The sequence below is a fragment of the Bacteroides sp. An269 genome (genome assembly GCF_002159755.1).
Lineage (GTDB): Bacteria > Bacteroidota > Bacteroidia > Bacteroidales > Bacteroidaceae > Phocaeicola > Phocaeicola intestinalis.
In genome coordinates this window covers 1-26,967 of record NZ_NFJG01000052.1, presented here as the reverse complement: position 1 = coordinate 26,967, position 26,967 = coordinate 1, and the positions used below count along the sequence as shown (strand labels likewise).

General features: G+C 43.5%; 19 protein-coding genes. 6 read left to right on the top strand and 13 right to left on the bottom strand.

All coding sequences use genetic code 11. The annotated features are described in order from the left end of the window. Nucleotides 1–104: 104 nt before the first annotated feature. The 5 genes from B5F71_RS10870 to B5F71_RS10850 all read right to left on the bottom strand — a co-directional run bounded on the left by B5F71_RS10870 (nucleotide 105) and on the right by B5F71_RS10850 (nucleotide 6,087). A complete protein-coding gene (locus B5F71_RS10870) occupies nucleotides 105–1,253 on the bottom strand; it encodes a M50 family metallopeptidase (RefSeq protein WP_087210142.1) in 1,149 nt (382 codons plus the stop codon). 112 nt (nucleotides 1,254–1,365) lie between these two features. Then, nucleotides 1,366–3,153 carry a 30S ribosomal protein S1 gene (gene rpsA / locus B5F71_RS10865; protein WP_022041340.1) on the bottom strand — a complete coding sequence of 596 codons (1,788 nt, stop codon included), beginning with the start codon at nucleotides 3,151–3,153 and terminating at the stop codon, nucleotides 1,366–1,368. A gap of 112 nt (nucleotides 3,154–3,265) precedes the next feature. After that, on the bottom strand, nucleotides 3,266–3,970 hold the full coding sequence (locus tag B5F71_RS10860) for an SIMPL domain-containing protein (protein WP_022041339.1): 705 nt from the start codon (nucleotides 3,968–3,970) through the stop codon (nucleotides 3,266–3,268). Between the two features lie 127 nt (nucleotides 3,971–4,097). Next, nucleotides 4,098–4,649, bottom strand: coding sequence for a GNAT family N-acetyltransferase (locus B5F71_RS10855; protein WP_022041338.1), 552 nt, complete (start codon nucleotides 4,647–4,649; stop codon nucleotides 4,098–4,100). Between the two features lie 148 nt (nucleotides 4,650–4,797). Next, complete coding sequence (locus tag B5F71_RS10850; protein WP_087210139.1) at nucleotides 4,798–6,087, bottom strand: M64 family metallopeptidase; 1,290 nt, start codon at nucleotides 6,085–6,087, stop codon at nucleotides 4,798–4,800. A 131-nt stretch (nucleotides 6,088–6,218) separates the two neighbouring features. On the opposite strand from B5F71_RS10850, the gene B5F71_RS10845 reads away from it, so the two are divergent. Then, nucleotides 6,219–6,695 carry an Lrp/AsnC ligand binding domain-containing protein gene (locus B5F71_RS10845; protein ID WP_022041336.1) on the top strand — a complete coding sequence of 159 codons (477 nt, stop codon included), beginning with the start codon at nucleotides 6,219–6,221 and terminating at the stop codon, nucleotides 6,693–6,695. A 50-nt stretch (nucleotides 6,696–6,745) separates the two neighbouring features. On the opposite strand, the gene B5F71_RS10840 is transcribed toward B5F71_RS10845, so the two are convergent. The 3 genes from B5F71_RS10840 to B5F71_RS10830 are packed head-to-tail and all read right to left on the bottom strand — an operon-like array spanning nucleotide 6,746 to nucleotide 8,508. Next, nucleotides 6,746–7,027, bottom strand: coding sequence for a DUF4834 family protein (locus tag B5F71_RS10840; protein WP_087210136.1), 282 nt, complete (start codon nucleotides 7,025–7,027; stop codon nucleotides 6,746–6,748). A 58-nt stretch (nucleotides 7,028–7,085) separates the two neighbouring features. Next, nucleotides 7,086–7,793: a CDP-diacylglycerol--serine O-phosphatidyltransferase gene (gene pssA / locus B5F71_RS10835; protein WP_087210133.1), complete on the bottom strand. Its 708-nt coding sequence runs from the start codon at nucleotides 7,791–7,793 to the stop codon at nucleotides 7,086–7,088. A 25-nt stretch (nucleotides 7,794–7,818) separates the two neighbouring features. After that, on the bottom strand, nucleotides 7,819–8,508 hold the full coding sequence (locus tag B5F71_RS10830; protein ID WP_087210130.1) for a phosphatidylserine decarboxylase family protein: 690 nt from the start codon (nucleotides 8,506–8,508) through the stop codon (nucleotides 7,819–7,821). A 195-nt stretch (nucleotides 8,509–8,703) separates the two neighbouring features. Between B5F71_RS10830 and dnaE the strand changes: the two genes are divergently transcribed. From dnaE to B5F71_RS10810, 4 genes are all read left to right on the top strand, one after another. Beyond that, complete coding sequence (gene dnaE / locus B5F71_RS10825) at nucleotides 8,704–12,501, top strand: DNA polymerase III subunit alpha (protein ID WP_087210126.1); 3,798 nt, start codon at nucleotides 8,704–8,706, stop codon at nucleotides 12,499–12,501. Between the two features lie 44 nt (nucleotides 12,502–12,545). Then, nucleotides 12,546–12,863: a thioredoxin gene (gene trxA, locus B5F71_RS10820; RefSeq protein WP_022041331.1), complete on the top strand. Its 318-nt coding sequence runs from the start codon at nucleotides 12,546–12,548 to the stop codon at nucleotides 12,861–12,863. 171 nt (nucleotides 12,864–13,034) lie between these two features. After that, nucleotides 13,035–13,370, top strand: coding sequence for a hypothetical protein (locus B5F71_RS10815; RefSeq protein ID WP_022041330.1), 336 nt, complete (start codon nucleotides 13,035–13,037; stop codon nucleotides 13,368–13,370). A 171-nt stretch (nucleotides 13,371–13,541) separates the two neighbouring features. Next, nucleotides 13,542–15,041 carry a S41 family peptidase gene (locus B5F71_RS10810; RefSeq protein ID WP_087210123.1) on the top strand — a complete coding sequence of 500 codons (1,500 nt, stop codon included), beginning with the start codon at nucleotides 13,542–13,544 and terminating at the stop codon, nucleotides 15,039–15,041. A gap of 20 nt (nucleotides 15,042–15,061) precedes the next feature. On the opposite strand, the gene B5F71_RS10805 is transcribed toward B5F71_RS10810, so the two are convergent. From B5F71_RS10805 to B5F71_RS10785, 5 genes are all read right to left on the bottom strand, one after another. Then, the gene (locus B5F71_RS10805; RefSeq protein ID WP_087210120.1) at nucleotides 15,062–19,240 is read right to left on the bottom strand and encodes a two-component regulator propeller domain-containing protein; all 4,179 of its coding nucleotides are present in this window, start codon (nucleotides 19,238–19,240) and stop codon (nucleotides 15,062–15,064) included. 17 nt (nucleotides 19,241–19,257) lie between these two features. Next, on the bottom strand, nucleotides 19,258–20,577 hold the full coding sequence (locus B5F71_RS10800) for a family 43 glycosylhydrolase (protein WP_087210117.1): 1,320 nt from the start codon (nucleotides 20,575–20,577) through the stop codon (nucleotides 19,258–19,260). Nucleotides 20,578–21,133: 556 nt separating this feature from the next. Continuing rightward, nucleotides 21,134–21,784 carry a DNA alkylation repair protein gene (locus B5F71_RS10795; RefSeq protein ID WP_087210114.1) on the bottom strand — a complete coding sequence of 217 codons (651 nt, stop codon included), beginning with the start codon at nucleotides 21,782–21,784 and terminating at the stop codon, nucleotides 21,134–21,136. Nucleotides 21,785–22,079: 295 nt separating this feature from the next. Then, entirely contained in the window at nucleotides 22,080–24,041 is a 1,962-nt protein-coding gene (locus tag B5F71_RS10790) for a dihydrofolate reductase (RefSeq protein ID WP_087210111.1), read from the bottom strand. Nucleotides 24,042–24,059: 18 nt separating this feature from the next. Continuing rightward, nucleotides 24,060–24,530 carry a helix-turn-helix domain-containing protein gene (locus B5F71_RS10785; RefSeq protein ID WP_022041322.1) on the bottom strand — a complete coding sequence of 157 codons (471 nt, stop codon included), beginning with the start codon at nucleotides 24,528–24,530 and terminating at the stop codon, nucleotides 24,060–24,062. A 506-nt stretch (nucleotides 24,531–25,036) separates the two neighbouring features. Here B5F71_RS10785 and recQ point away from each other — a divergent pair. Further along, nucleotides 25,037–26,854 carry a DNA helicase RecQ gene (recQ, locus tag B5F71_RS10775; protein WP_087210144.1) on the top strand — a complete coding sequence of 606 codons (1,818 nt, stop codon included), beginning with the start codon at nucleotides 25,037–25,039 and terminating at the stop codon, nucleotides 26,852–26,854. The last annotated feature ends 113 nt before the right edge of the window (nucleotides 26,855–26,967 follow it).

Here is a 26,967-nt window from a genome sequence, read left to right as displayed (position 1 = left end):
TGACGAAGAACAGGAGCGAAAAGGACCAAAAAATCGCCCAAAGCACACACGAAAACAGATACATCAAGCCAAGAAAAACTTTTTGGAGAAATTCAAAACAGCTTCTAAGCCTCCTGCGCCAGCAAGACTTCCATCAAGGCAATATCCATATTCACCTCCCCTTGCATGAGGTATTTCTCACGAATGTTCACGACGCTGCGGTATATAGTTTCGGCCTTTTCCCTGTCGTGTTCCTGATACAAAGCCAGTGCGAAAAGTTGACGCTGTTTCGAAGAACTGACACGACTATATAGGTGAATATAACGCAGCAATTTATCAGTCGCAAGTTCACCGGCACGTTCCTTCCTCCCAGTTACCAAAGCTGTAAAAAGCAGCTCAGCATCCGTTTCTTGTTGCAAAATACCTATCAGTTCGGAGCTATGGCTCTTGACATCTTCCAAAAGACGATAAGCGTCCTCCCACTCTTCCCGATCTAGCAGGCGGGACACGTTCATCAGTCCGATTGTCGCTTGCAGAATGTCTTTGTAATCTATCGTTGCCGCATCTTGCTTGAACCATTCTTCGGGCATATCTTTCGGACGCATCCCTTCTTGTATCAGCGCATTTATACGAAGTTGCAATATCAGAGCATGCTTCGTTGCCGGATTATGTCTCAGCAAACGCAATGTATAAGCATCGTTCCCTATTCCACCCAGCTTCATCGGAACACCATTTGTCACTCCCAAAAACAATCCGATTATTACCCAAAACACCAGAAAAACCGATAACATGAAAGGCAAATCCTCCATCCACAATAAAAATCCCAAAGCCACAAGGGCAGTCAAAATGTTCATCATTACACCACCCATGTTATATCCGCATACCGGAATCTCTTCCTCAGGTCTATCAGGCGGAGCCAACAAGCATTGCCCTCCGGTACCTGCCACACTGAAACGTTTCAAGACCCATTTACCATCCTTGCGTATCCACGTGAAATTAAAGATACGGAACGACACGAAACGATACCCCGAAGCCAATCCGCATATCAGGTGTCCTGCCTCGTGCAAAGTAACCTGCAAGAATAGGGTTATCAGAAAAAAGCATATAAACAAGAGTGGGAAACCAATAACTTCTGCTATATGCAGTCTGAAGAGTTTCCCGAAAAATGCAGCCAAGGTCATATCGGTAAACAGGGCTATACCTGCTCCACTTACCATCACCCCCAATAAAATTCCTATAAGGAACATGCCTACCAGTTTCAATGCCTGTTTCATAGATATAAAGATTATTTTTCTGGAGCAAAAATAACACATTTTCCAAGAACTTCAGCCAATAAAAAAGGGATATACCCAAAAGCATATCCCTTTTTCTGATATAAAGAAGAAATTATTTATTGTTCTTTCCTTCCAACTGTTCCTTCAATGCTGCCAAAGCATCGATATCACCCAAAGTAGTAGAAGCAGCCTGGTTCTGAATCATCGGAGTTTCTTCCTTCTTAGCTGCACGCTTAGCTTTCTTTTCTGCCTTTTCTTCTGCTTTCTGAGCATCTTCGAAGATACGGCTGTGAGACAAGATAATGCGTTTAGCGTCCTTATTGAATTCGATGACCTTGAACGGAAGCTTTTCATCGAGCTGAGCTTGAGATCCGTCTTCTTTTACCAGGTGTTTCGGAGTTGCGAAACCTTCTACACCGTAAGGCAATGCGATAACGGCACCCTTATCCAGCATTTCGATGATGCGTCCTTCGTGTACCGAACCTACTGTAAATACGGTTTCGAATACATCCCACGGATTTTCTTCCAATTGCTTGTGACCCAAGCTCAGGCGACGATTTTCCTTGTCGATTTCCAGAACTACTACATCGATGTCTGCACCGATCTGAGTGAATTCTGACGGATGTTTGATTTTCTTCGTCCAAGACAGGTCAGAGATGTGAATCAATCCGTCTACACCTTCTTCGATTTCTACGAATACGCCGAAGTTGGTGAAGTTGCGTACCTTAGCCGTGTGCTTAGAGCCTACGGGGTATTTCTCTTCAATCGTTTCCCATGGATCCGGTTTCAGCTGCTTGATGCCCAAAGACATCTTGCGTTCGTCGCGGTCGAGTGTCAGGATAACGGCTTCGATTTCATCGCCTACCTTCATGAAGTCCTGAGCCGAACGCAAGTGTTGCGACCAAGACATTTCTGATACGTGAATCAGTCCTTCTACGCCCGGAGCGATTTCAACGAATGCTCCGTAATCAGCCATAACGACAACTTTGCCTTTCACATGGTCGCCTACCTTCAAGTTCGGATCGAGGCTGTCCCATGGATGCGGAGTCAGTTGCTTCAAGCCCAAAGCGATGCGTTTCTTTTCGTCATCGAAGTCGAGGATAACTACATTCAGTTTCTGATCCAACTGAACGACTTCATGCGGATCGCTTACACGACCCCACGACAAGTCGGTGATGTGGATCAAACCGTCTACGCCGCCCAAGTCGATGAATACGCCGTAAGAAGTGATATTCTTGACAGTACCTTCCAGTACCTGGCCTTTTTCGAGCTTGCTGATAATTTCTTTCTTCTGTTGTTCCAGTTCGGCTTCGATAAGCGCCTTGTGCGAAACAACCACATTCTTGAATTCCTGATTGATTTTTACAACCTTGAATTCCATCGTCTTGCCTACGAACACATCGTAGTCGCGGATAGGTTTCACATCAATTTGCGAACCCGGCAAGAATGCTTCGATGCCGAATACGTCTACAATCATACCGCCTTTCGTACGGCACTTGATGTAACCCTTGATAATTTCTTCGTTTTCGAGCGCTGCGTTGACACGGTCCCAAGAGCGTGTAGCACGCGCTTTCTTGTGCGACAAGATCAGCTGTCCTTTCTTGTCTTCCTGGTTTTCGATGTACACTTCTACAGTGTCGCCCACCTTCAGGTCGGGATTGTAGCGGAATTCGCTCAGCGGAATAATACCGTCTGACTTGTAGCCGATGTTCACTACAACCTCACGTTTGTTCATTGCGATTACGGTACCGTCAACCACCTCATGGTCGCCTACCTTGTTCAAGGTGTTGTCATAAGCCTTTTCTTGTTCTTCTTTGCTTATGCTTGATGCTGACTCACCGCTCTCATAAGCATCCCAATTGAAATCTTCAATGGGCTTTACGTCTTTTAAGTTTTCCATTAAGTTTAAATAATTGTTTTGTAAATAACTAATTGTGTTAGACTTTATATTGATCTAAATCGGGTGCAAAGGTATAACAAATTCCTGAAAGTGAAAACTTTTAACCGTTTTTTTAATCCTCCAGCGAATATTCTATTGTCGTAACCACCCGCACCTTCTTTATATAAGGAGTATTGGCATCGCGGTCGCTGATGCTGAACTGCCCCTGACTGGCATGTCTGATCTTGCCCAGTTCGCTTTCTGAATCTTTGGCAAACTTTTCGGCTGCCTCACGGGCATTCTTGGTAGCTTCTTCTATCATGCCCGGTTTGATTTTGTTCAGACTGGTATATTCGTATGACACATTATACCGATAGTCGCCTCCCGTGATGGCAATCCCACGTTTCAGTAATTCTCCCTGTTCACTGATAAGCTTACGCACCAGGTCCACCTTCATCGAAGTAACGGTGATAACCGAAGTCACATTATAACGGTACGGTGTATCATTATTATTACTATACCGTTCCGCCTTCAGGTCGATGATTTCAGGAGCATTGACACTGATTTCCGTTTCGGCAAGTCCTTTTTCCTTCAGAAATTCCAAAATCGTCTGGTTCGAGCGTTTGATGTCATCATACAATGCTCCCAAGTCATTCCCCAAGCTCTTGTATACCAGAGGCCACGTCACCTTGTCGGCTGGAACCTCCATTTCGGCTAGTCCTTTCACGTTTACACTGCGGTCTTTTTGAGCAAATTCGCTAAATCCGTTTTTAATAAACACTCCCAACAAAAGCATACCTACAGCCAGTATAATGGCTTCCATTCTCCAGTTTTTCATACTCTTTCCTTTTAATTAAACGTTTGGTCTCTATACTGATTAAGAACAGGCAAGATACTAATAAATATGCAATATTCAAGTATCTTGCCTGTTAAATAAAACAATCAGAAGAAGAGAAATGTTCGCCCTACACCTTTACTCCGTACACATTCCGATAAATTTCGTCACGTATCTGCGGATAATATGAGTCTATCTCGTCGGCACCTGCATACATCAAGTAAAGCGGCAACCCTTTTCCTCCTGCCCGATAAGGGGGCTGATAATAATCCTGCATACATAAGCTAAAGCCGCAACGTTGGTAGAAACCGATACGACGCCGGCTCATCTCGTCATCAGGTCTTTCCACTTCCAAGACAATGACACTCCCTGCAAACTGCATCTTCAGTGCCTCCATAACCTGACGCCCATAACCACGGTTACGAATCTGGGGCGAAGTGGCAAGATGCTCGGCGTAATAAAAACCGTCCAGTTTCCATACGGTAATCACACCGATAAGTTCTTCTTTTCCGTTCTCATCCTTATCAGTCAGCAGATAACAATGAAACCGTTCGTTATAGTCCGTGTTCCAGCGTTGCCCCTCATCGTCACGGCGTTCTTCTTCGGGAAAAGACAGATGCAGCAATTTTTCTACAAAAGGGTAATGAGGATGCTGGGTGTTAATACGTGTAAAAACAAGCATAAGATTTTAAGTTTGTGAGTTTTTAAGTTTGTGAGTTTTTAAGTTTGTGAGTTTTTAAGTTTGTGAGTTTTTTACATCATGCGCGGTATATCTCTACTATGATGACATCCACAAATTCACAATGCCACGAAACGTGTGATTGTCCTCTTTATTCAGTATAAAAACGGATCAGACGTTCGAGTGCCCGTTCGCATACCGGACAGAAACAGGGAGCTTCGTTGATTTTCATCCGGCACTCAGTGGTAGGACGGTAAATGCCTTTTTTCGTATATCCGGCACCTTCGTAAACACCTACCTTGGTATAAATCTTTGCCGGATCGGTTTCCACCGGTGTAGGCACCGGAATATCTTCAGGCACCAGGTCTTTCCATTTGCTTCCGAAATCGACCAAGGTCGTGATATTAGGCTCCCACGGTTCTACCTCATAGGGATAAAGCGGACTGGGAGCCTCATCGTAGGCATACTCATCGGCAAGCCCTCCAAAACTATGCCCGAACTCATGCACCACCACAGGCTTGAACATAGCGTGATGAGCCGTCGTAAGCAAATAGGCGTTATAGATACCTCCGCCTCCATAGGTATCGGTATTGGCTAATATAATAATGTGTTCGTAAGGGATGCCGGCAAGCCAGTTATGCATTGCCTTCACCGAACGGGTCGTCAAGTAGCGGTCGGAATAAAAAGTATCGAAGTGCGAACTGACTGCCGTATTCTTCCACTCGTTCTTCCGAGGAATGCTGACCCCACTATCTTGTGAAACCGATTCTACCGCGACAACATTGAATTTATGTTTCAGCCGCTTGAATGGCTCGTGAGAAAAAATAGCCTCGCAAGCGTCTTGCGCATCCTTATAAAAAAGCTTCATCTCATCCGATGTATAGCCTTCGGCAAGGATAGCGATATCGATACACGCATCCGAAGCTCCATTCTGAAGCAAATAACGGTGTGGCGTGATTTGAGAAGTACCTCTCTGGTGGATAAGAATGTCTTCCGGATTGACTTCATGCTTCAGCACGGCACAAGGCTGATGCCGGACATCCTTCAGACGGACGGTCACAATAGCCGGATATTTAGGATATGGCAACAAGAAGGTATTCTCAAAACCACGTGTAAGCTGCTGTGCCTCTTTCTCACCCAGCCATTCCTGAAACAAACTGGAAAAGGAAGTACAGTAAATCACTTTGCCACTCGCCTTGTCAACCATCGTGATATCTCCATTCCCTTCCAAGGGAAGACGATCGAGCGCATGTCGCCTCCCCGCCCATCCGGGAAGTGAAACCAATTCATCAAGGCTGATGACCTGCTTGCTGGCATCTCCATTGAACAAATAATCAACACGAAGTGTTTTGTCGATGAAATAGTCATCGAAACTTTGGGCCTCTGCTCCATTCCACCAAAAGAGCAAAGCCAAGAGTGTAAACATAATTCTTTTTCTCATGACGCATCTGTTTTTAGTACGCAAAGATAAGACTATCTGGCAAATTCATGCTAAAAACTTGAGAAAAGTTAGTCGCATATAGGCATTTGAAAGAAAAATCATTATATTTGTATCAAACTAAAATAAAATAAATGGGACATCATCAATTAGACAAATTAGACGAACAGATTCTGCGATTAATAGCAGATAATGCACGTATTCCGTTTTTAGAGGTCGCCCGAGCTTGCAATGTATCGGGTGCAGCCATTCATCAGCGCATTCAAAAGCTGACCAATCTAGGTATCCTGAAAGGTTCCGAGTTTATTATAGATCCAGAAAAAATAGGTTACGAAACATGTGCCTATATCGGTCTGTATCTGAAAGACCCTGAACAATTCGATTCAGTAACGGAAGCGTTGAAACTCATTCCCGAAGTTGTGGAATGCCACTTTACAACCGGACAATATGATTTGTTTATTAAGATTTATGCAAAAAACAACCACCATCTCCTTAACATCATCCATGACAAGCTACAGCCTTTAGGGCTTTCGCGCTCGGAAACCATCATCTCGTTCCGCGAAGCCATCAAACGGCAAATGCCTATTCAGGATCTGGTAGAAGAAGAATAAAATGAAAAATGAAGAATGAAGAATTCTCCTCCGCAGGTATTCTTCATTCTTCATTTATCTTTGATTTCCTCAAAATCAATGTATTCCCCCTCATCGCTATCAAAAACCTTCTTACGGCGCCGGGAATCCTTATCCGAATATTGCGATTCGTCATCACGACGTGTATCTTCTGTATAGGTCGTACGTTGCCGATAAGTGTCTTCGGCAGTACCGCTCCGTGTCATCTTACGTCCAAATCCGAATATCGTGCGGACAATTTTAGACAATAATACCAGCCCGATAATCAAGATTACCAGAACGAAGAAAAACAAAAATCCTAAAATATGAAACATAAGCTATTGGCTTTTGGTTTGTTTTTATCGTACAACAACCGTGCCACCGATTGTCTCTTTATGATTTTTTACGGAAAAGCAAAGACAAGATAACATACCAGATGATAACAGCTGCAAAACCACTCCACTGGAAAATCAAGAATAAAGGTATGCAGCCAATCAAAAAGATATAACTCACCTTATTATGTTGCCATGACAAATCTTTAAACTTAAGTGAAAACATCGGCAATTCAGCTACCAGCAAAAGCGACATTACCACAACCAGTACAAACAAATACACGGCATTAAAATGAGGCGAAGTAAGAAAGGCATGCTCGCCTGTCACCAGCGAACCCCAGAACAAAGCATTGGCAGGAGTAGGCATACCGATAAACGAACTGGTCTGGCGTGTATCAATATTGAATTTGGCCAAACGTAGCCCCGAGAATACAGCAACCAGAAATGCCGTATAAGGCAATACCGGACGCAGGCTCTGGATAAAATCGGGATAATGCACCTCCTGAAACAAGGCAAAAGCAATAGCTGCAGGCGCCAGACCGAAAGTAATATCATCGGCCAGCGAATCCAATTCTTTACCGATAGGAGACGAGACATGCAGTAAACGTGCCACCATACCATCGAAAAAGTCAAAAGCCGCACCGATGATAATGAAAACAAACGCCCATACATAATTGCCCTGAAAAGCCATGCATGAGACAATGCAACCCGAAAACAAGTTGCAACAAGTCAGTGTATTCGGAATGTTCCGAATCATTGCATTGGCCATTTCTGTTCCTCCTTCCTTTAATTCTTTATTTCAGTTTGGCGATAACCGTCTGATTACCGACCGTTTTCTGCCCCATCCGCACACAGATTTCTGTACCTAAAGGCAGATAGACATCCACCCGGGAACCAAACTTGATGAATCCCATATGCTCGTCTATATAACATTCTTCTCCCACTTCAGCATACGTAACGATACGTCGCGCCACAGCTCCTGCTATCTGGCGTGCCATGACCGTATGTCCTTCAGGTGTTTCAATCACAATGGTCGAGCGTTCGTTTTCGGTACTTGCCTTCGGGAGCCATGCTTTCATAAACCGTCCTTTCTGATGGGAAACATGCTTCACGGTTCCATCTACAGGATACCAGTTGGCATGTACATTAGTGATACTCATAAAAATAGAAACCATCAGCCGGCGGTCGTGAAAATATTCGTACTCGTCCACCTCTTCTACCACCACCACCTTTCCATCAGCAGGTGCAACGACAATTTTCTCCGTATCCTTATTAAAAAGACGTATCGGACAACGGAAAAAGTTGACCATCATCGAATACAAAAAAAGACTGGCTAAAGCCACGATATAAAAAGGCCATTTACACTCCAGCCCCCAATAAAGAGCTATATTTATAATAAGGAGTATGATGGCAGCGCTCACCAAGATATGGGTTCCTTCCTGATGCAGCCTAATCTTCTTTATCTTTTTTCTTATCTTATTCATACTTGAAACAATGGGTCACACTTTTATTTATCGTGCAAAAATAAAGTTAATTTATCTACCCTGCAAATAAACAACGTTCAGAATTGTGACTTTCTTTCTTTTTTTCATAAAATTCTGCCTTCTTTACAACTTTGTCTTTTGATTCTTCGCATAAACTCGGTATCTTTGGGCTGATTTTACCATATAAACTGAATTATGCAGGATTTTGTTCATTTACATGTTCACACTCAATATTCTATTCTGGACGGGCAAGCATCCATTACCCGCCTGGTAGACAAAGCCATCGGAAATGGTATGAAAGGTATTGCCATTACTGACCATGGTGATATGTTCGGTATCAAAGAGTTTTTCAATTATGTAAATAAGAAAAACGGAGCCACAAACGGAGAAATAAAAGACTTGAAGAAGAAAATAGCCGGACTGGAAAGCGGAAAGACAGAATCGGAAAACGTAGAAGCCGATTTGGCAACCTGCCGCGAACAACTGGAAGCTGCCCAAAAAAGATTGTTCAAACCAATTATCGGATGCGAAATGTATGTCGCACGCAACCGGCTGAGCGATAAAAACGGTAAACCCGACCAAAGTGGTTATCACCTGATTGTACTTGCCAAAAACCTGCAAGGTTATCACAACCTTATCAAACTGGTATCGAAAGCCTGGACAGAAGGATTCTATATGCGCCCCCGCACCGACCGGGCGGAACTTGAAAAATATCATGAAGGACTGATTGTTTGTTCTGCCTGTCTGGGAGGAGAAGTACCACGACGCATCACTGCAGGACAGTTTGCCGAAGCAGAAGAAGCTATACAATGGTACAAGAATCTGTTTGGCGATGATTATTATCTGGAGTTGCAACGCCATAAAGCTACTGTGCCACGCGCCAATCACGAAGTCTATAAATTGCAGGAAACGGTCAACAAGAAACTTATCGAGTATGCAAAAAAATACGATATCAAGCTGGTCTGCACCAACGACGTACATTTTGTTGACGAAGAAAATGCTGAAGCACACGACCGGTTGATATGCCTGAGCACAGGCAAAGACCTGGACGACCCTAAACGCATGCTTTACACCAAACAAGAGTGGATGAAGACGCGCGAAGAGATGAACGCCATCTTCAGCGATGTGCCCGAAGCACTGGCCAACACCTGTGAAGTATGCGATAAGGTTGAATTTTATTCAATAGACCATGCTCCGATTATGCCGACTTTTGCCATTCCGGAAGATTTCGGTACAGAAGAAGAGTATCGTAAAAAATATACTGAAAAAGACCTGTTCGACGAATTCACGCAAGACGAAAACGGGAACATTGTCATGAGTGAAGCCGATGCCAAAGCAAAAATAGACCGACTGGGAGGTTACGAAAAATTATACCGTATCAAACTGGAAGCAGACTATCTGGCAAAACTTGCTTACGAAGGTGCCCGCCGACGCTACGGTGATGAGCTGAGTGAAGAAGTAAAGGAACGTATCAAATTCGAACTGCACATCATGAAAACCATGGGTTTCCCCGGATACTTTCTGATTGTGCAAGACTTCATTTCGGCCGCACGTAATCTGCTGGATGTTTCCGTAGGACCCGGACGTGGTTCAGCGGCAGGTTCGGCTGTAGCATACTGTCTGGGCATTACACAGATTGACCCTATTAAATATGACTTGCTGTTTGAACGTTTCTTAAATCCTGACCGAATCTCATTGCCTGATATTGACGTCGATTTTGACGATGATGGTCGAGGACGCGTTTTAAACTGGGTAACAGAAAAATACGGACAAGAGAAAGTAGCACATATCATCACTTATGGAACCATGGCTACCAAACTTGCCATCAAAGATGTTGCACGAGTGCAAAAGCTTCCTCTTTCCGAGTCTGACAGGCTATGTAAACTGATACCCGACAAGATTCCAGACAAAAAGCTGAATCTCCCGAATGCCATTGCTTATGTCCCCGAACTGCAGGAGGCAGAGGTTTCTCCGAACCCAATCCTGCGTGACACAATCAAATATGCAAAGATGCTGGAAGGCAATGTACGCAATACAGGGGTACACGCATGTGGTACAATCATCTGCCGCGATGACATCACCGACTGGGTGCCAGTAAGTACAGCTGATGATAAAGAAACCGGCGAAAAGATGCTGGTGACTCAATACGAAGGGTCTGTTATCGAAGAAACAGGACTAATCAAGATGGACTTCTTAGGTCTGAAAACCCTGTCTATCATCAAAGAAGCCCTTGAAAACATCCGTCACAGCAAGGGAATACAACTGAATATAGACGAAATTCCGATTGACGACCCTGCTACCTATAAATTATATAGCGACGGACGGACCATCGGTACATTCCAGTTCGAGTCCGCCGGTATGCAGAAATATCTCCGTGAACTTCAGCCTTCCACTTTTGAAGACTTGATTGCCATGAATGCCCTGTATCGTCCGGGACCGATGGATTATATTCCAGACTTCATCGACCGGAAACACGGACGGAAGCCAATAGAATATGACATTCCTATCATGGAAAAGTACCTGAAAGATACTTATGGCATTACAGTATACCAGGAGCAGGTGATGCTGCTCTCACGCCTGCTTGCTGATTTTACACGAGGCGAATCGGATGCCCTGCGTAAAGCGATGGGAAAGAAATTGCGTGACAAGCTGGATCACATGAAACCCAAATTTATCGAAGGGGGAAAGAAAAACGGACACGACCCGAAAACCCTTGAAAAGATTTGGGCTGACTGGGAGAAATTCGCTTCGTATGCATTCAACAAATCGCACGCTACATGCTACTCGTGGGTAGCCTACCAGACAGCTTATCTGAAAGCCAATTATCCGTCTGAGTACATGGCTGCAACCATGAGCCGAAACATTTCAAATATCACCGAAATTACCAAACTGATGGATGAATGTAAGGCTACAGGCATCAATGTACTGGGACCGGATGTAAATGAAAGTAACCTGAAATTCTCGGTAAACTACCACGGAGACATCCGGTTCGGACTAGGTGCCATCAAAGGAGTAGGCGAATCAGCTGTACAAAGCATTTTGTCAGAACGGGAAAAAAACGGACCGTTCAAAAACATCTTCGATTTCGTGCAACGTGTCAACCTGTCGGCTTGCAACCGCAAAAACATTGAAAACCTGGCATTGGCAGGCGGGTTTGATAGCTTTACAGATATCAAACGTGAAGATTTCTTTATGAAAAACGCCAAAGAAGAAACGTTCACCGAAGTACTGGTACGTTATGGTAACCGGTACCAGCTGGACAAAGCAGCTACGGCCAATTCTCTGTTTGGTGGTACCGAAGAAATAGAAATAGCAACTCCGGAAATCATTTCCGCACCGACATGGAGCGATTTGGAACGCTTGAATAAAGAACGTGAACTGGTAGGTATCTACCTTTCCGCCCATCCGCTTGACGAATATGCTGTCATACTGGAAGATGTATGCAATACGCACATGATACAACTGGCAGACCTGACACCACTGCAAAATCATGACCTGACCATGGGAGGTATCGTTACTGGTGTACGCGAAGGATATACCCGTACAGGAAAACCCTATGGCATAGCCAAAATAGAAGACTACTCAGGAACAGGTGAATTTGCATTTTTCGGCAACGAATGGGTAGATAAAAAGAACTTTTTTGTAGAAGGTATGTTCCTTTATCTAAAAGGTAAATGCCAGCCCAAGCAATGGAAACCTGACGAATGGGAAATAAAAGTCAACACCATTGAACTGCTACCAGACGTAAAAGACCGGCTGATAGAAAAACTGACCGTAACAGCTCCACTGTCTGCTATCAATGACGAAATGATTATGGAATTGGGGTCTATGGTAAAAGACAGTCCGGGAAATACCGAATTATACTTCTTCATCCGCGATGAAGACGGACAAATGTTTGTCAACTTGCTTTCACGCACATTGAAGATTGAAGTACATAAAAACCTAGTAAATTATTTAAAAACCCAACCTTTGTTGGACTATAAAATAAATTAGTATATATTTGCGTAGATATTTTGATAACAATAAACATTTGAATTATGGCACTGACAATTAAAGATGACAATTTTGATGCAATCGTAGCAGAAGGAAAACCGGTAGTATTAGACTTTTGGGCAACATGGTGTGGACCTTGCCGCCAGATTGCCCCGTATATTGAAGAACTGGCCGAAGAATACAAAGACAGTGTAAACATCGGTAAATGTGATGTGGACGAAAATTCAGACCTGCCCGGACAGTTTGGAGTTCGTAATATTCCAACCGTACTTTTCATCAAAGATGGTAAAGTCGTTGACAAACAAGTAGGAGCTACTACAAAAGCCGCTCTGAAAGAAAAAGTAGAAGCTTTGTTGAAGTAATTTCTTCAAAAGTAAATATCATTAATCTTAAATATGAGTATCCGCAATCTGCCCCATTCTGAAACAAAGGCTAAAGTTGTATTTATCCTACAAAAGATACAAGGCTAATACCAAATAGCACCTGACAGATTGACAAAATGCGGATATTCATTCTAAAAAAAGAACTGAACTATGGGAATGGATGACAATTTCTTGTTGGAAGATGAAGACGATGAAAAGACCATCGCATTCATCAAGAATTATTTGCCGCAAGATTTAAAAGGCAAATTCTCGGATGACGAACTGTATTATATGCTCGACTTGATAGTAGATTACTATACAACCAGCGGCTGTTTGGATGCTCAACCCGATGAAGAAGGATACATCAACATCGACCAGGATGAAATTGTAAACTACATAGTCGGTGAAGCCAAGAAAGACGGAATGGGTCCTTTCGACCCTGATGATGTATTTTTCGTGGTGCAAGGCGAAATGGAATACGGTAACTCATTGGGAGAAGTAGAATAAACACTTATCCCTTACCTCTTATAAATCCACAAAGACATACACCAATGTCTTTGTGGATTTTTTATTCACCATTCACTTTATTTCCTACAAAATGTTGCTCGTTCTGCTTTTTTTGTTACTTTTGCACAATTAGTTCAATATTAAGACAACATTAAACACACAAAAGACTGTATGAAAAAAGCACTTTTAAAAATCTTTTTTCTGCTGGCAGGGAGCTGTATATGGACAGCCTGCTCTGATGATACGCCCGACCAGACACCAGAAACGACAACAATAAGCAATGAAATCTATTATGCCAACAAATTAGGCAAAGACATCTTGAGTACATATTATTATTGGAATAAAAATATCAACGATGACCTGGAAGCATGGAATATCGAAACCAATGAAGACCCTATTGAAACTGTAGATAAAATCAGATACCACGAAGGTGACAAGTATATCGACAAATGGACCATGATGACCGATGATATGGATTCGTTTACCAGCAGCGTAGGCGGTGTGTCCACAACATTCGGATGGAACCTGACCGTTTACCTGGTGTCTGACGACAACCAATGTATCGGTGTAATCAATTATGTATCAGCAGGAAGCCCTGCAGAAAAAGCCGGACTGAAACGGGGAGACATCCTTTTATGGATAAACGGACAAAACATTACAACAGACAATTATCAAGAACTTTATTACGCTTCCTCGCTGACCGTTGCACTTGCAGAAATAGATTGGGAAAGCAATCCGATTACCGCTTCGGGCAAAGAAGTAGAACTGACAGCCACAACCCTGTATGAAAATCCGATATTATGCGATACGGTCTACGAATTCAACGGCAAAAAAGTGGGCTACCTGGCCTATGCCAGTTTCGACCTGATTGCTATCCCTGAACTGGTAGAAATCGGCAAGAAATTCAAAAGCGAAAACATTTCCGAACTGATACTTGACCTGAGATATAACGGCGGAGGATATGTCATAACCGAAAACGTCCTGGCATCAATGTTTGCCCCACAAGCTGATGTAGAAGCGAAAAAAATATTCGAAAAAGAAACTTACAATGATTATCTGACAGAAATATACCGCCAAGAAGGCATCAGCCTGGAAACACGCTTCACCACAGAATATAACTATGATGATATTAACCTGCACATAAGTACCAAAGACGCCAACATCGGGTTAAAGAAAATATACGGAATCATTTCTTCCGGTACAGCCTCAGCATCCGAAGCTCTGCTAAGCGGACTAATGCCTTATATGGACATAGAACTGATAGGTACGGCCTCACATGGCAAGTATTGTACCGGATTGATGCTAAGTGGCGAAGATACATACCAACACTGCCCGGAAGAAATCAAAAATTGGGGCGTATATGTTATGGTCAGCATTTACCAAAACGCCAATGGAGAAACGCCCTGTATGCCCGACGGACTACAACCCGATGTAACGGTAGAAGACAATCCGATGCTTCCTTACCAACTAGGCGATGTAAACGAACCTTTGCTGCAAGCAGCATTACTCCGTGCCGGACGTAAATACGAAAACCTCTCAACAAGAAGCCACAGCCAACTTCCTTTGTATCCAAGTTTGCCTATGCCTCAAAAAGCCACATTCGGAAAACGAATTCTTCTTCCTCCGGCAGCTATAAAACATTCCGACACGATAATGCCCGATATACAATAAGCAGACATCTGCCGCTTTCGTCAAGTCTTGACGAAAGCGGTGGGGGTCTGTCCATATTGACGGACAAAAACCCTAGTAAAATATTTCGGATCGTTAAAACCAACCTTATAAGCTACCTCAGACACAATTACATTACTACTATTTTCCAACAACAACTTCGCTTTCTGCAAACGGTAAACCTGCAGGAAACGTACAGGCGAAAGCCCTGTCAACGAAACCATTTTCTTATAGATGACTGCATAACTGACATGCAACATCTCCATCCACTCCTTTACGCCAAAATCAGAGTCAGCATAATTACGCTCCAATACTGCCAAAACTTCATTCATAAAAATCTTGTCTGGCTGGGCAAAGTCTTTCAACTCCGGCATAAATTCCTGCTCAACATCCGACCTACGTCGCTGTATCTCACGGTTTTTTATTACAGACTGAAGACAGGCCGACAAAACAGCCTCATCAAAAGGTTTGGTCAGATACCCATCAACGCCACTACCAAAACTTTCGGTCTGTGCTTCAGCGTCCGAATTGGCCGAAAGCAAAACAAAAGGAATATGTTTCAATGAACGGTCTGCACGTATTTTCCGACAAAAGGCAATACCGTCACATATCGGCATCATCAAATCGGAAAGAATCAAATCGGGTACCAGTTTGCATGCTAAATCATACCCCTGATTGCCGTCACTGGCCTCTGCCACATTATAAAACTTTTCAAGTATCACTTTTAAATAACACCGCATATCCGGATTATCCTCAACCAACAATAAAAGCGGCTTACTTCCATCTACCGGTACATAAGTTTCAGCATCATTACCCAATAATACAGGCTGCTGATGCATTACGGCATCCGGTTCTTTTTCGGCATCTGCCAATGTAACCGGGAAATAAAGCCGGAAAGCCACCCCTCGCCTATCCGAACTTTTAACTTTAATGACTCCACCCAACAAATTTACAATTTCTTTTACAATGTGAAGTCCGATTCCTGTATTCCGCTGCCCATATACCGAATAACGTTCTTGCCCTTTAATACTATAAAAACGATGAAATATGCGCTCGGTCTCTTCAGGCGGGATGTTACTCCCCGTATTTAAAACTGATAAATACAGCAACATCTTTCCCTCCTTATTCCTAAACTGGCAAGCATACAACGTAATCACTCCTCTTTCGGGAGTATGCTTGACTGCATTAGACAACAAATTGAACAGCACCTTGTGCAAATGCTCTTTATCGGAAGAAATAAAATCTGCCTTCAGACGAACCTTACAAGAAAAAATCAGATGATGCTCTTTCATCAATCCGGAAAAATCGGTTACAACAGCATTCAAAAAACGCCTGAAGTCAAAACATTCATAATTCAAGGTCAATTTCTTTGTATCAATCTTACGCAAATCTATCAGTTGTTCGACCAATGACAACAAATAACGGGCATTACGTAAGATAATTTGCAAACTTTCCTTTTGCTCTTTTCCGACAAGCTGACCTTCTAGTTGCTGGGCTGGTCCCTGAATCAATGTCAAAGGTGTCTTGAACTCATGTGCCATATTAGTAAAGTATGACAACTTCTCCCGATTTATCTCATCCATTTGTTTGGACATCGACACTATTTCATCCCGTTGCCGGATAATGGTTTCTCTCGAAGTCGTCAACTCGGTTATGGTCTGATGCAACTCTTGTGTACGTTCATCTATTTTCCTTTTCAATAGACGCTGAACATATTTTTGCCGGGAATTATATGCATAAACGGTATATCCCAATGCCAGTATAGCGACCAATGCCAGCAACGTATAAAACCATCCGGTACGGTAAAAAGGAGGATGAACTATTATCTTTAGCCGGGTCAGTTGCGATGACCACGTATTATCATGATTCGTACAGCGCATCTCCAACGTATAGGTTCCAGGAGACAGATTGGTATACCTTGCAATCCGGTTCATCAATCCGATATTGGGGGTTTTATCCAATTCAAGAATACGGTAAGTATAAAAAACCTTTTCCGGTTCCAAATACTCCAGACAACTGAAAGTCACTTCAAACGAATTCTGGGGCGGATACAGATGCAATTCTTGGGCATTGACAATACTCGATAAAAGATTGGTCTCATCCAGATAAGGCACCAAAGACCGTCCTCCAAAAGAAACATTGGTCAGCACCACCTTACGCTGCTCTGGCGCTGGAAAGTTCATAACCGGACAAAAGACCACCAACCCATCGGTAGTACCTAACAGCAAACGGTCATCCGAGGTCTTGCATCCTGAACGCCGATAAAACTGAGGCACCAACAATCCGTCTTCCTGATCAAACTTAAAAGCCCTCCGAGTAAGAATATCAAAAAAATAAACGCCTTTCAATGTACAAATCCACAAGTTTCCACTATCATCTGCGAATATACTTGAAATGCTTGTATCCGACAATCCACATCTCACATCGTAATTTTTAAACTTACACGCCGACAAAAGCCTTGCATCCTCCAATAAATAAATACCATTACCCTGACTACCCAAATAAATATCACCGTTCTGTGCCTCGAATATACATGTTATCCTCTCACTGACTGCATGCTCTGAAGCATCCAGCTTATACCGGTAATAAAAACATTCATAAGTATCCTGCGGATTTGCCAAATCAATAACCCCCACTCCATTGCCACCTATCCACAAGCGGGAATGCGAATCTACGAGTATGGTATGCATATTATACATTTCCTCTCCCGTATGGGTATAATAATGCAACTGACTGATAGCTCCCGAAGAAAAGTCTAACAGATAAATGTAATTATTGCAGCAAATCCATAGCGAATTGCGTAGACTATCCAAAGCGATATCGTAAACATCATTCGACGGCAACTGAGTGGTAGATACATCATAATGTTCGAACACAGGAGCATCCAGACATTCTTTTGGCAACCGGTCAATTCCGCCACCTATGGTTGCTATCCAATAATTCCCTTCAAAATCCTGCACAATGCGTGATATATTATCATGCGACAAAGAACGGGAATCTCCAGGAACATGCCTGTAAAAACGAAAAGACCGGCTTCCTCTTCTGCGGATAGCCAAGCCTCCATCGACCAGGCCAGCCAGAATATTTCCTTCATCGTCTTCTATCACCGTACTGATAACATTCGGACTGCCTTTTTCATACCCACGCAAAAAATAAGTGAATGAAATCCGTACCGGTGACAAAATATTGACCCCACCAAATTCTGTACCTACCCAAAATACATTATCGTCATCTACCCAGACCCGATTAATCAAATTATCATTCAACGACTGAGGAGCATCTCCCTTACCATACCTGGCAAAATGCCCACCCTGCCTGAGCACATTCAAACCATTGCGTGTACCTATCACCATATCGCCCGAAGTATTCCGGGTGATATCTGTTACAAAATCAGAAGACAAGCTTTCCGGGTCATCAGATGCATGGCGATAAGAAACAAACTTCATATTCTGTGTGTCACAACAATACAATCCACTCTGAGTGCCCAGCCACAAATAATCTCCATAAGCATAAGCACTGGTGAAAATCAGCTTCGAGACATCAAGTCCAGTCCACAAAGACGTCAATGCATAATACTGGGTTCCGGAAGAAGCAAAACGGAAGAGACACCCGTATCCGCCAGCCCATACCTCGTTACCGTGCTGGACCAATACACGGATATCTACATCCGATTTCAGAATCTGCACATCCTGGATATGCCGAAACTTATCCAGCCTGACATACACCAACCCGTCACTTTTCCCAATCCACAAATTCTCGAACTCATCAATTAAAATCGTCTGGACCGGCGAATGAAGTATCTCCTGATGTTCACCTGCATAATCCCGAAACGATTCAACCTGCTCACTTTCCAAATCAATGAACATTACTCCTGCCTCGGTGGCTACCCACAAATGCCCACTATTATCTTCGGTAATGTCATTAATATAGTTGCTTTCAATAACCCTTTCTTCCCAACCGGAAGATACAGAATAATGTTTGAATTCATAACCGTCATAACGGTCCAATCCGTTTGAAGTCCCTAACCATACAAAGTGGAAACGGTCTTGGTGAATGGCACGGATGGTATTGTCGCATAAACCTTCGTGCATCGTTACATAACGGTAATTAAAAGATGCAGAATTACTTTGGGCACATAAAATACCCCCAAAGGCTTCACCCAACAAACCAAGCACAACCAGCAACAAGGCAAGCGGCTTCATCCTATTCCTTTTATATATCATTCGAAACGTATCCAATCAACTTGCACATTTCTTCCCGACAACAAAGAAACACACAAATTATGAACCCCTTCTTGCAACCCGGTCAACGGCACCGTCAACGTCTGCCAACGTCCTACAGTAACAGGCACTTCTATATCAGCTATCACATGTCCATCGGCACAGACCTGTAACGTTCCACCCATCTCCGAACTTACCCGGGCGCTCACCTTTTGCAACTTTCCATCGCCAAAATCCACCCGATGAAAAGTAACCCATGCACCTTCATGACTGAAAAATGTCTTCCACCCTTCGAATTTATCATCCTGATTCACATAATCAATAAAAACTCCTTCTTCACTTTTTGTGCTATAACGGTCTATCTGAATCAGGCTACGGGCATCCGCAATCCCGACTCCACGCAAGGTAGGAACCACTTGCCGGATAGTCCCGTCAGCATTAAAAAACAACGAGTCAATACATACCGAACGATTCTTGTCGAAATCCGGGCTATAATCATTATGGTGATAAAACAAATACCATTGTCCCTTATACTCCAACAACGAATGATGATTGGTCCAGCATCCTGTAGGCGACTGGTCCATGATGATGCCCTTATATTCAAACGGTCCCATCGGAGAATCACTCATTGCATAAGCCAGACACTCCGTTTTATCTTTTACCCATGGATAAGTCAGATAATACTTACCATTGCGTTCGAAAGCAAAAGGCCCTTCTTTAAACCCATCTTTCACATCGGCCACAAGTACTGGAGCCGAATCCAGTTCTGTCAGGTTATCCTTCAGACGAGCTACATTCAATCCTCTTCCCGACCAATACAGATAAGCCTGTCCGTCTTTATCCAATAACACACAAGGGTCAATCCCCTGTACCCCAGCTATCGGCTCGGCCAAAGGCTTGAATGGTCCAAACGGAGTATCGGACGTAGCTACACCGATACGGAAGCCTTTCTCACCCTTTGGACTGGCAGGGAAAAAGAAATAATACGTTCCGTTCTTATACACACAATCGGGAGCCCACATCGAATAAGATCCGGCATCACCCCATGGCACATCTGACTGGGAAAGTACAACCCCATGGTCTGTCCACTTCACCAGATCCTCTGATGAAAACACATGATAATCTTCCATACAAAACCATTCCTGCAAACGTTCTACAGGACTAGGAATATCGTGCGAAGGATAAAGATACACTTTCCCTTCGAATACCCGGGCTGTAGGATCAGCCGTAAACTGTCCGGAAATAATCGGATTTTGCGCTACAAGTCCAGAGAATGCCCCCAGACACAGCAATAAGACAAACAACACTCTTTTATTCATAATACTAAACCCAACAATTCTAAATGATTCAACAAAGATACACAAATACCTATAATTATCATTCTTTTATCCGAACGAAAATCTTTCTATTCCGAATAAAAAAAACGGGAATTTGTTTAAGAAATTGTTTTGAAATTATCGTGTATTGATTGGGGATGAGTTTTTGAGGCATTTCCGCTTGTGTAATGAGGAGGATAACGGGCTATCAGACGAATAAAACCGGAAAAACGAACCGGAAACAGATGCAAAAACTGAGATGTAATAATACTTTAATTGAATATCCGCTATCAGCCCATCCCGATGAGTTGAAAACGCAGTAGTACTGCATTCGCTGATGAAGATATATTCAACTGCTGATGAAGATATATTCAACCGCGGATGGAGATATATTCAACCGCGGATGCAGTATATATTCATTTTTCAGGGGTATATATTGGCTGTTGGCAGACATGCATTTATTTAAAAAGCATCCCATGTAGGGGGCAAAATGCGGATATCCATATTTATTTATCATCGCCTTCGATCCCTGTTTTTGCAGGTTGCATAAAACAGGCTCTTATCCAATATAGCTTTCGATTAATGCTCTCACTTCCGGCTTTTTCGATTTCAGACAAGTTGAGAGTTGTTTATGGATAAATTTCGCATTCGCATCAGACTGCTCTGCATATTTGCGTAAGGCAAGCGCGGCTGCCCGCTGTACTACAAGATATTCGCTTTCAACAGAGGTAAAAGCCTGGTCGATGAACTCTGCTTCGGCACGTTCGTTCAATACAAGTCCCCGCGACAGCAGGCGTGCCATCAGCAAGAAACCACACAAAAGGAAGTATTCGCGCTCATCTGCCATCCAGTGGAACACGACTTCCGCAGCATAAGGCAAACGCTGGAAAAGGTTCATCACTGTGTACTCTGCCAACTCGGGATAACGCATGTCTTCTATCCAGATATCGGCAATTTCAGGATAAAAAGTTTCCGTCGGCTGAAGCAACCCTGCCATAATCTTGCACTCCCGAATGTCTTCCTTCCACAAGGCTTGTGCCAAATCGTGGTCGGGAGTATATTCTGCCGCTATCTCCTTAATACGTGGGTACTCAATCCCGAAGTTAACTTTGTAATTCATCCCTTTCTCTCGCATGCTTTGCGATATGGGACCGTTCATAAACAAACGGAATTTTGATTTGATTTCTTTAAGTGTTTCGTGTAAGTCCATATTTCTTTTTTTGAATGTCGGCATTTAGCCACAAAAAAGTTATAGTAGCACAAAAATGATTTGCGAAAAATCATTTGTCATGCTGAGTAGAGGGTGTATCAAAATCGGAATCAACTTTCATTTTGTCATCCTGAGTGCCTATTTCCTGCGGAAAACCCATTCGATTATGACATTACTTTTTGACAGTCGTTTTTTCTTTTGATACAGCCTCCCTCAGGACAACAAAATAAAAGCCGTTTTATCTTTTGATATCCACCTTGAATGATATACCATGCGCTTCGTAATGGAATTTCTATTATTTCACATTCGCATACTCCCGGGCATAACGTAACATCTGTTCTGCATATCCCTCGGTATAAGATACCAGTACATCGGTCACCTTGCCTTCGGCATCGGTCTGTAAGGTATAAACGGGATTGACAAAACCTTTGTAAGGAGCCAAGTGCAGACGTTTGTAACGGCGTAACACCTCGGCATGGAGAATCGGGTCTACCTGTACTCCATACGTTTCCACCAACAGACGTGCCGCTTCGTAGTCGCCTTCGCTTTTAATGCGCTGCACTTCGGCAAGCAAGCGTCCGAAGAGTGTACGCAGATGGAGATAGTCGTTAATGCGTACATAGGTCTTTCCTTCGCGCACCACCATTTCGACCACCTTGTCTGTCTTTCCTTGTTCAAGTACCCAACGGGCTATCAGCTGACGATTCCGCATGTGTGCTTCTTCTACCGTATGACCAAGTTCTATCCGTACCAGCTGAGTCATCAGACCGTTCATCATATACGAATAATACGCAGCCTTATAGGCTTCGGCATCGGGTAGCAGTCCCAGTTCCAGCAGTTTGCTGTCGGCAAGGTAATACAGGCCGAACAAGTCGGCACGCGCCTCTTCAACCGTTGATCCATATGCTTTCAAGGCATCGGCATCCACGCCCGGAAGCAGCTTGCCCGAACCATGCCCCAAGCATTCGTGCAGGTCGGTATGCAAGTCGTCTGTAATGTCGGCATACTTGTCAAGCAGAGCCAGTTCGGTATCGCCATATACAAATTCCTCACGGAAACCGTTTCCTCTGGCGGCACGGTTGTATGCTTCGGTCAGGTTGCCGATAGTAACAGACTTTGAGCCATGCACGCTCCGTATCCAGTTCGAGTTAGGCAGGTTAATGCCAATAGCTGTTGACGGATACAAATCACCTCCCAAAATAGCAGCAGTAACGACTTTTGCCGAAACACCTTTTACGGATTTCTTTTTAAAACGCACATCAACAGGCGAATGATCTTCAAACCATTGTGCTTCGCCACTAATCAGTTCGGTGCGCCGTGTAGCCTCCAAATCCTTGAAGTCGACAATCGACTCCCAGCTTGCCTTCATCCCTAACGGGTCGCCATAACTCTCGATGAATCCGTTGACGAAATCCACCCGCGAACTAGTGTCCTTCAGCCATGCAATGGAATATTCATCGAATGTATGCAGACTGCCCGTACGGTAAAACTCTATCAGCAGACGGATGACCTGGATTTGTTTTTCATTTTCTGCCACGGTCTCGGCTTTTTCCAGCCAGTCGATGATACGCTCTATAGCTTCGGAATACATCCCGCCCACCTTCCAGACCTGTTCGGTAATCTGACCTTGTTCTTTCACCAACTTGCTATTCATTCCATACATTACCGGTTCGTCGGTACTTCCCAATGCTTTTTGTCTTGCATAGAAAGTTTCCGCCTCACTTTGCGTTACTCCTTCATAATAGTTCGCGGCAGAGGTCTGAACCAAATCTTCTCCATCTGTCTGATTAACCCGTTTAGGCATCACATCCGGAGAAAAAATTACCGGAAAGAGTTTATTGCACATAGCCTGTACATCTTCCTCTCCTGCAAGTGGCAATACCGACGGACTTACAGCATCAATAAGCATGGAAAGATAACCGGGTGAAAATCCCGGTACAAACTTGTCGCATGCATAATGATGATGAATTCCATTCGAGAACCATACGCGTTTCAGGTAAATTTCGAACAAACGGAATTCTTCCGTATCACGGTTTCCGTTGAAATGTACGTAGAGTGTTTCGAGCAAACGACGGATTTGCAAATTGTATTTCCCGTTTTGGTCGAACAAGATGTCACGTCCCTCCAATGCTGCCTCTGAAAGATAATACACCAGCATTTTCTGTCTCAAAGACAACTGTTCGAACCCAGGTACCCGGTAACGCAAGATTTGTAAATCCGCAAATTGCTCTACCGTATAAGAGAATGTTTCTTCCATGAATACATTTTTAGTTTCTTAAACTCCCCGTTTCCGTTTTCGGTAGCCATTCGGTGTCTCTCCTGTATTCTTATAAAAAGCTGCATAAAACGACTGCCGGTTCGAAAAGCCTACCATTGCGCTGATTTCTTCTACATTTTTATCTGCATAGCGCTTGTCTACCAGCAAATGCAATGCTTCTTTTATCCGGTATTCGTTCACCAGACACGAATAATTCATACCAAAACGGGAATTAATTACTGCCGATAAATAACGGGTGTTGGTCTTTAATTCCTTTGCCAAGTCTTTTGCCGAATAATTGGGGTCTTTGTACTTTTTCTGTACGACCAAAATATTCAGAACCTTATCATACAATTCATCCGCAAGTTCTGCCCGGATCATATCGCGATAGGCAGCTTCCTTAATCTTGCGTTCACGCACATTGTAAGGCTTCCTCACGGAGACTTCTTCTTTACGTTCTACTTCTTCTAGTTGATTATTTTCCCTCATCTGTCTTTTAAAATAATAAGTGTAATTTTATTGAATAGTTGCAATTATACAAATTACGTAAGTTTTTTTCTATTCTACAACATATTTAGCTGCTTATTTTTGAATTATGCCATTTTTTTTATTTATTTATGCCAATCGGGAGTAAAAAGGGAGTCAGAAGAAGTTATCGCCCGCCGGGTGGCTGGAAGTTAGAAGCTAATACTTCGGGGTTCGGTTTCAGAAGCAGGACTATTGACCTTTCTAGTAGTACCAAATTGACTTGCAAAAAAACTCTGAGGTCTTGCCATCTAAGGAAAGGTTGTGAAAAATCTCGTGTACATCCATGTGAACGTTTCCGGGATACTTTACTTCGTTACCAATGACAAATGATTTTTTGCTATTCATGATGTTCCTATCCGACACACCGGAAAAACGGCTTGTAAACATGAAAGTGAAAAAATAATCAGCAATTCCGCGCATTCCGACTTCAAATTCGCTTAACTTTGTACCCTGATATGAATACAGAAATGCTTAAGACACTCAAATCTTATTTCGGATATACCAGTTTCCGACCATTGCAAGAAGATATCATCAACTGCATCCTGCAAAAAAAAGATACCTTGGTACTGATGCCTACCGGCGGCGGTAAATCACTCTGCTACCAGATACCGGCATTGCTGATGGAAGGAACCGCCATCGTAGTCTCTCCGCTAATCTCCTTGATGAAAGACCAGGTAGAAGCCTTACAGAACAACGGTATCATTGCACGTGCCTTGAACAGCACCAACGATGAAACCAGCAATGCCAATATCCGTTTCGAGTGCCGGCAAGGCAGGGTAAAGCTGCTCTACATCTCTCCCGAACGGCTGTTGACGGAAATCAACTACCTGCTGAAAGACATCCGTATCTCACTTTTCGCCATTGATGAAGCTCACTGCATTTCACAGTGGGGACATGATTTCCGTCCTGAATATACCCAACTGAAAACATTGCGTGAACAATTTCCGCAAATACCTGTGGTAGCACTGACTGCTACTGCCGACAAAATAACACGGCAAGACATCGTGAAGCAACTGGCAATGCGTGACCCACAGATATTCATATCATCTTTCGACCGTCCGAACCTAAGTCTTGACGTAAAACGGGGCTATCAGCAGAAAGAGAAGATACGTACCATCGTAGACTTCATCAGCCGCCATGCCGGAGAAAGCGGCATCATTTATTGCATGAGCCGGAACACAACTGAAAAAGTAGCAGAAATCTTGGAAGGATACGGCATATCCACTACTGTCTACCATGCCGGATTGAGTGCAGCTACACGCGATGCGGCTCAAGAGGATTTCATCAACGACCGTATACAGGTGGTATGCGCTACCATTGCATTCGGAATGGGCATTGACAAATCAAACGTACGCTGGGTCATCCATTACAATCTTCCGAAAAGTATCGAAAGTTTTTATCAGGAAATAGGACGTGCCGGACGTGACGGACTGCCCAGTGACACTTTACTGTTTTATTCTTTAGCAGACATTGTGCTACTTTCACGTTTTGCCTCAGAAAGCGGACAACAAGAGTTGAACATGGAAAAATTGAAACGTATGCAACAGTATGCCGAAGCGGACATTTGCCGCCGGCGTATTCTGCTGAACTATTTCGGCGAAAGCATGAACCACGATTGTGGAAATTGTGATGTATGCCGCAATCCTCCTCAGCGTTTCGACGGAACCATCTTGGTGCAAAAGGCACTAAGCGCCATAGCCCGTACTGACCAACAGGTGGGTACAAGTACCTTAATAGACATACTGAAAGGGGCTGCAACAGCAGATATCATCGAACGCGGATACGACAAGCTGAAAACCTATGGAGCCGGACGAGATGTACCGGCACGCGACTGGCAAGACTATCTGTTACAAATGTTGAACCTGGGATATTTTGAAGTGGCCTACAACGAAAAAAATCATCTCAAAATAACAGAGACAGGAAAAAAAGTATTGTTCGGGCACGAACGTGCACAATTAGTAGTTATCAAACGAGAAGAATTCCTCTCTCACGAGAAGCGTAAAAGGAAGAAAATGGCATCACACATTACTCCCGTACAACCGGAACCTACAATGTTTGAAGATGAAAACCTCCAGCTGTTCGAAGCCTTGCGGGCACTTCGCAAAAAACTTGCCGACCAACAGGCTATCCCTGCCTACATTGTCCTGTCGGATAAGGTACTTCATTTGCTAGCCTCTTCCAGACCTACTACCATCGATGCCTTTGGAGAAATAAGCGGCATTGGCGAATACAAGAAAGAACGTTATGGGAAAGAATTTATCGAAGTAATCCGACGGTTTAGCTGATAACGTTTTAGAAGCTGTTTTGAATTTATCGTGCGATGATTTGGGATGAGTTTTTGAGGCATTTTCGCTTCTGTGATGAGGAAGATAGCGGGCTATCTGACGAAGAACAGGAG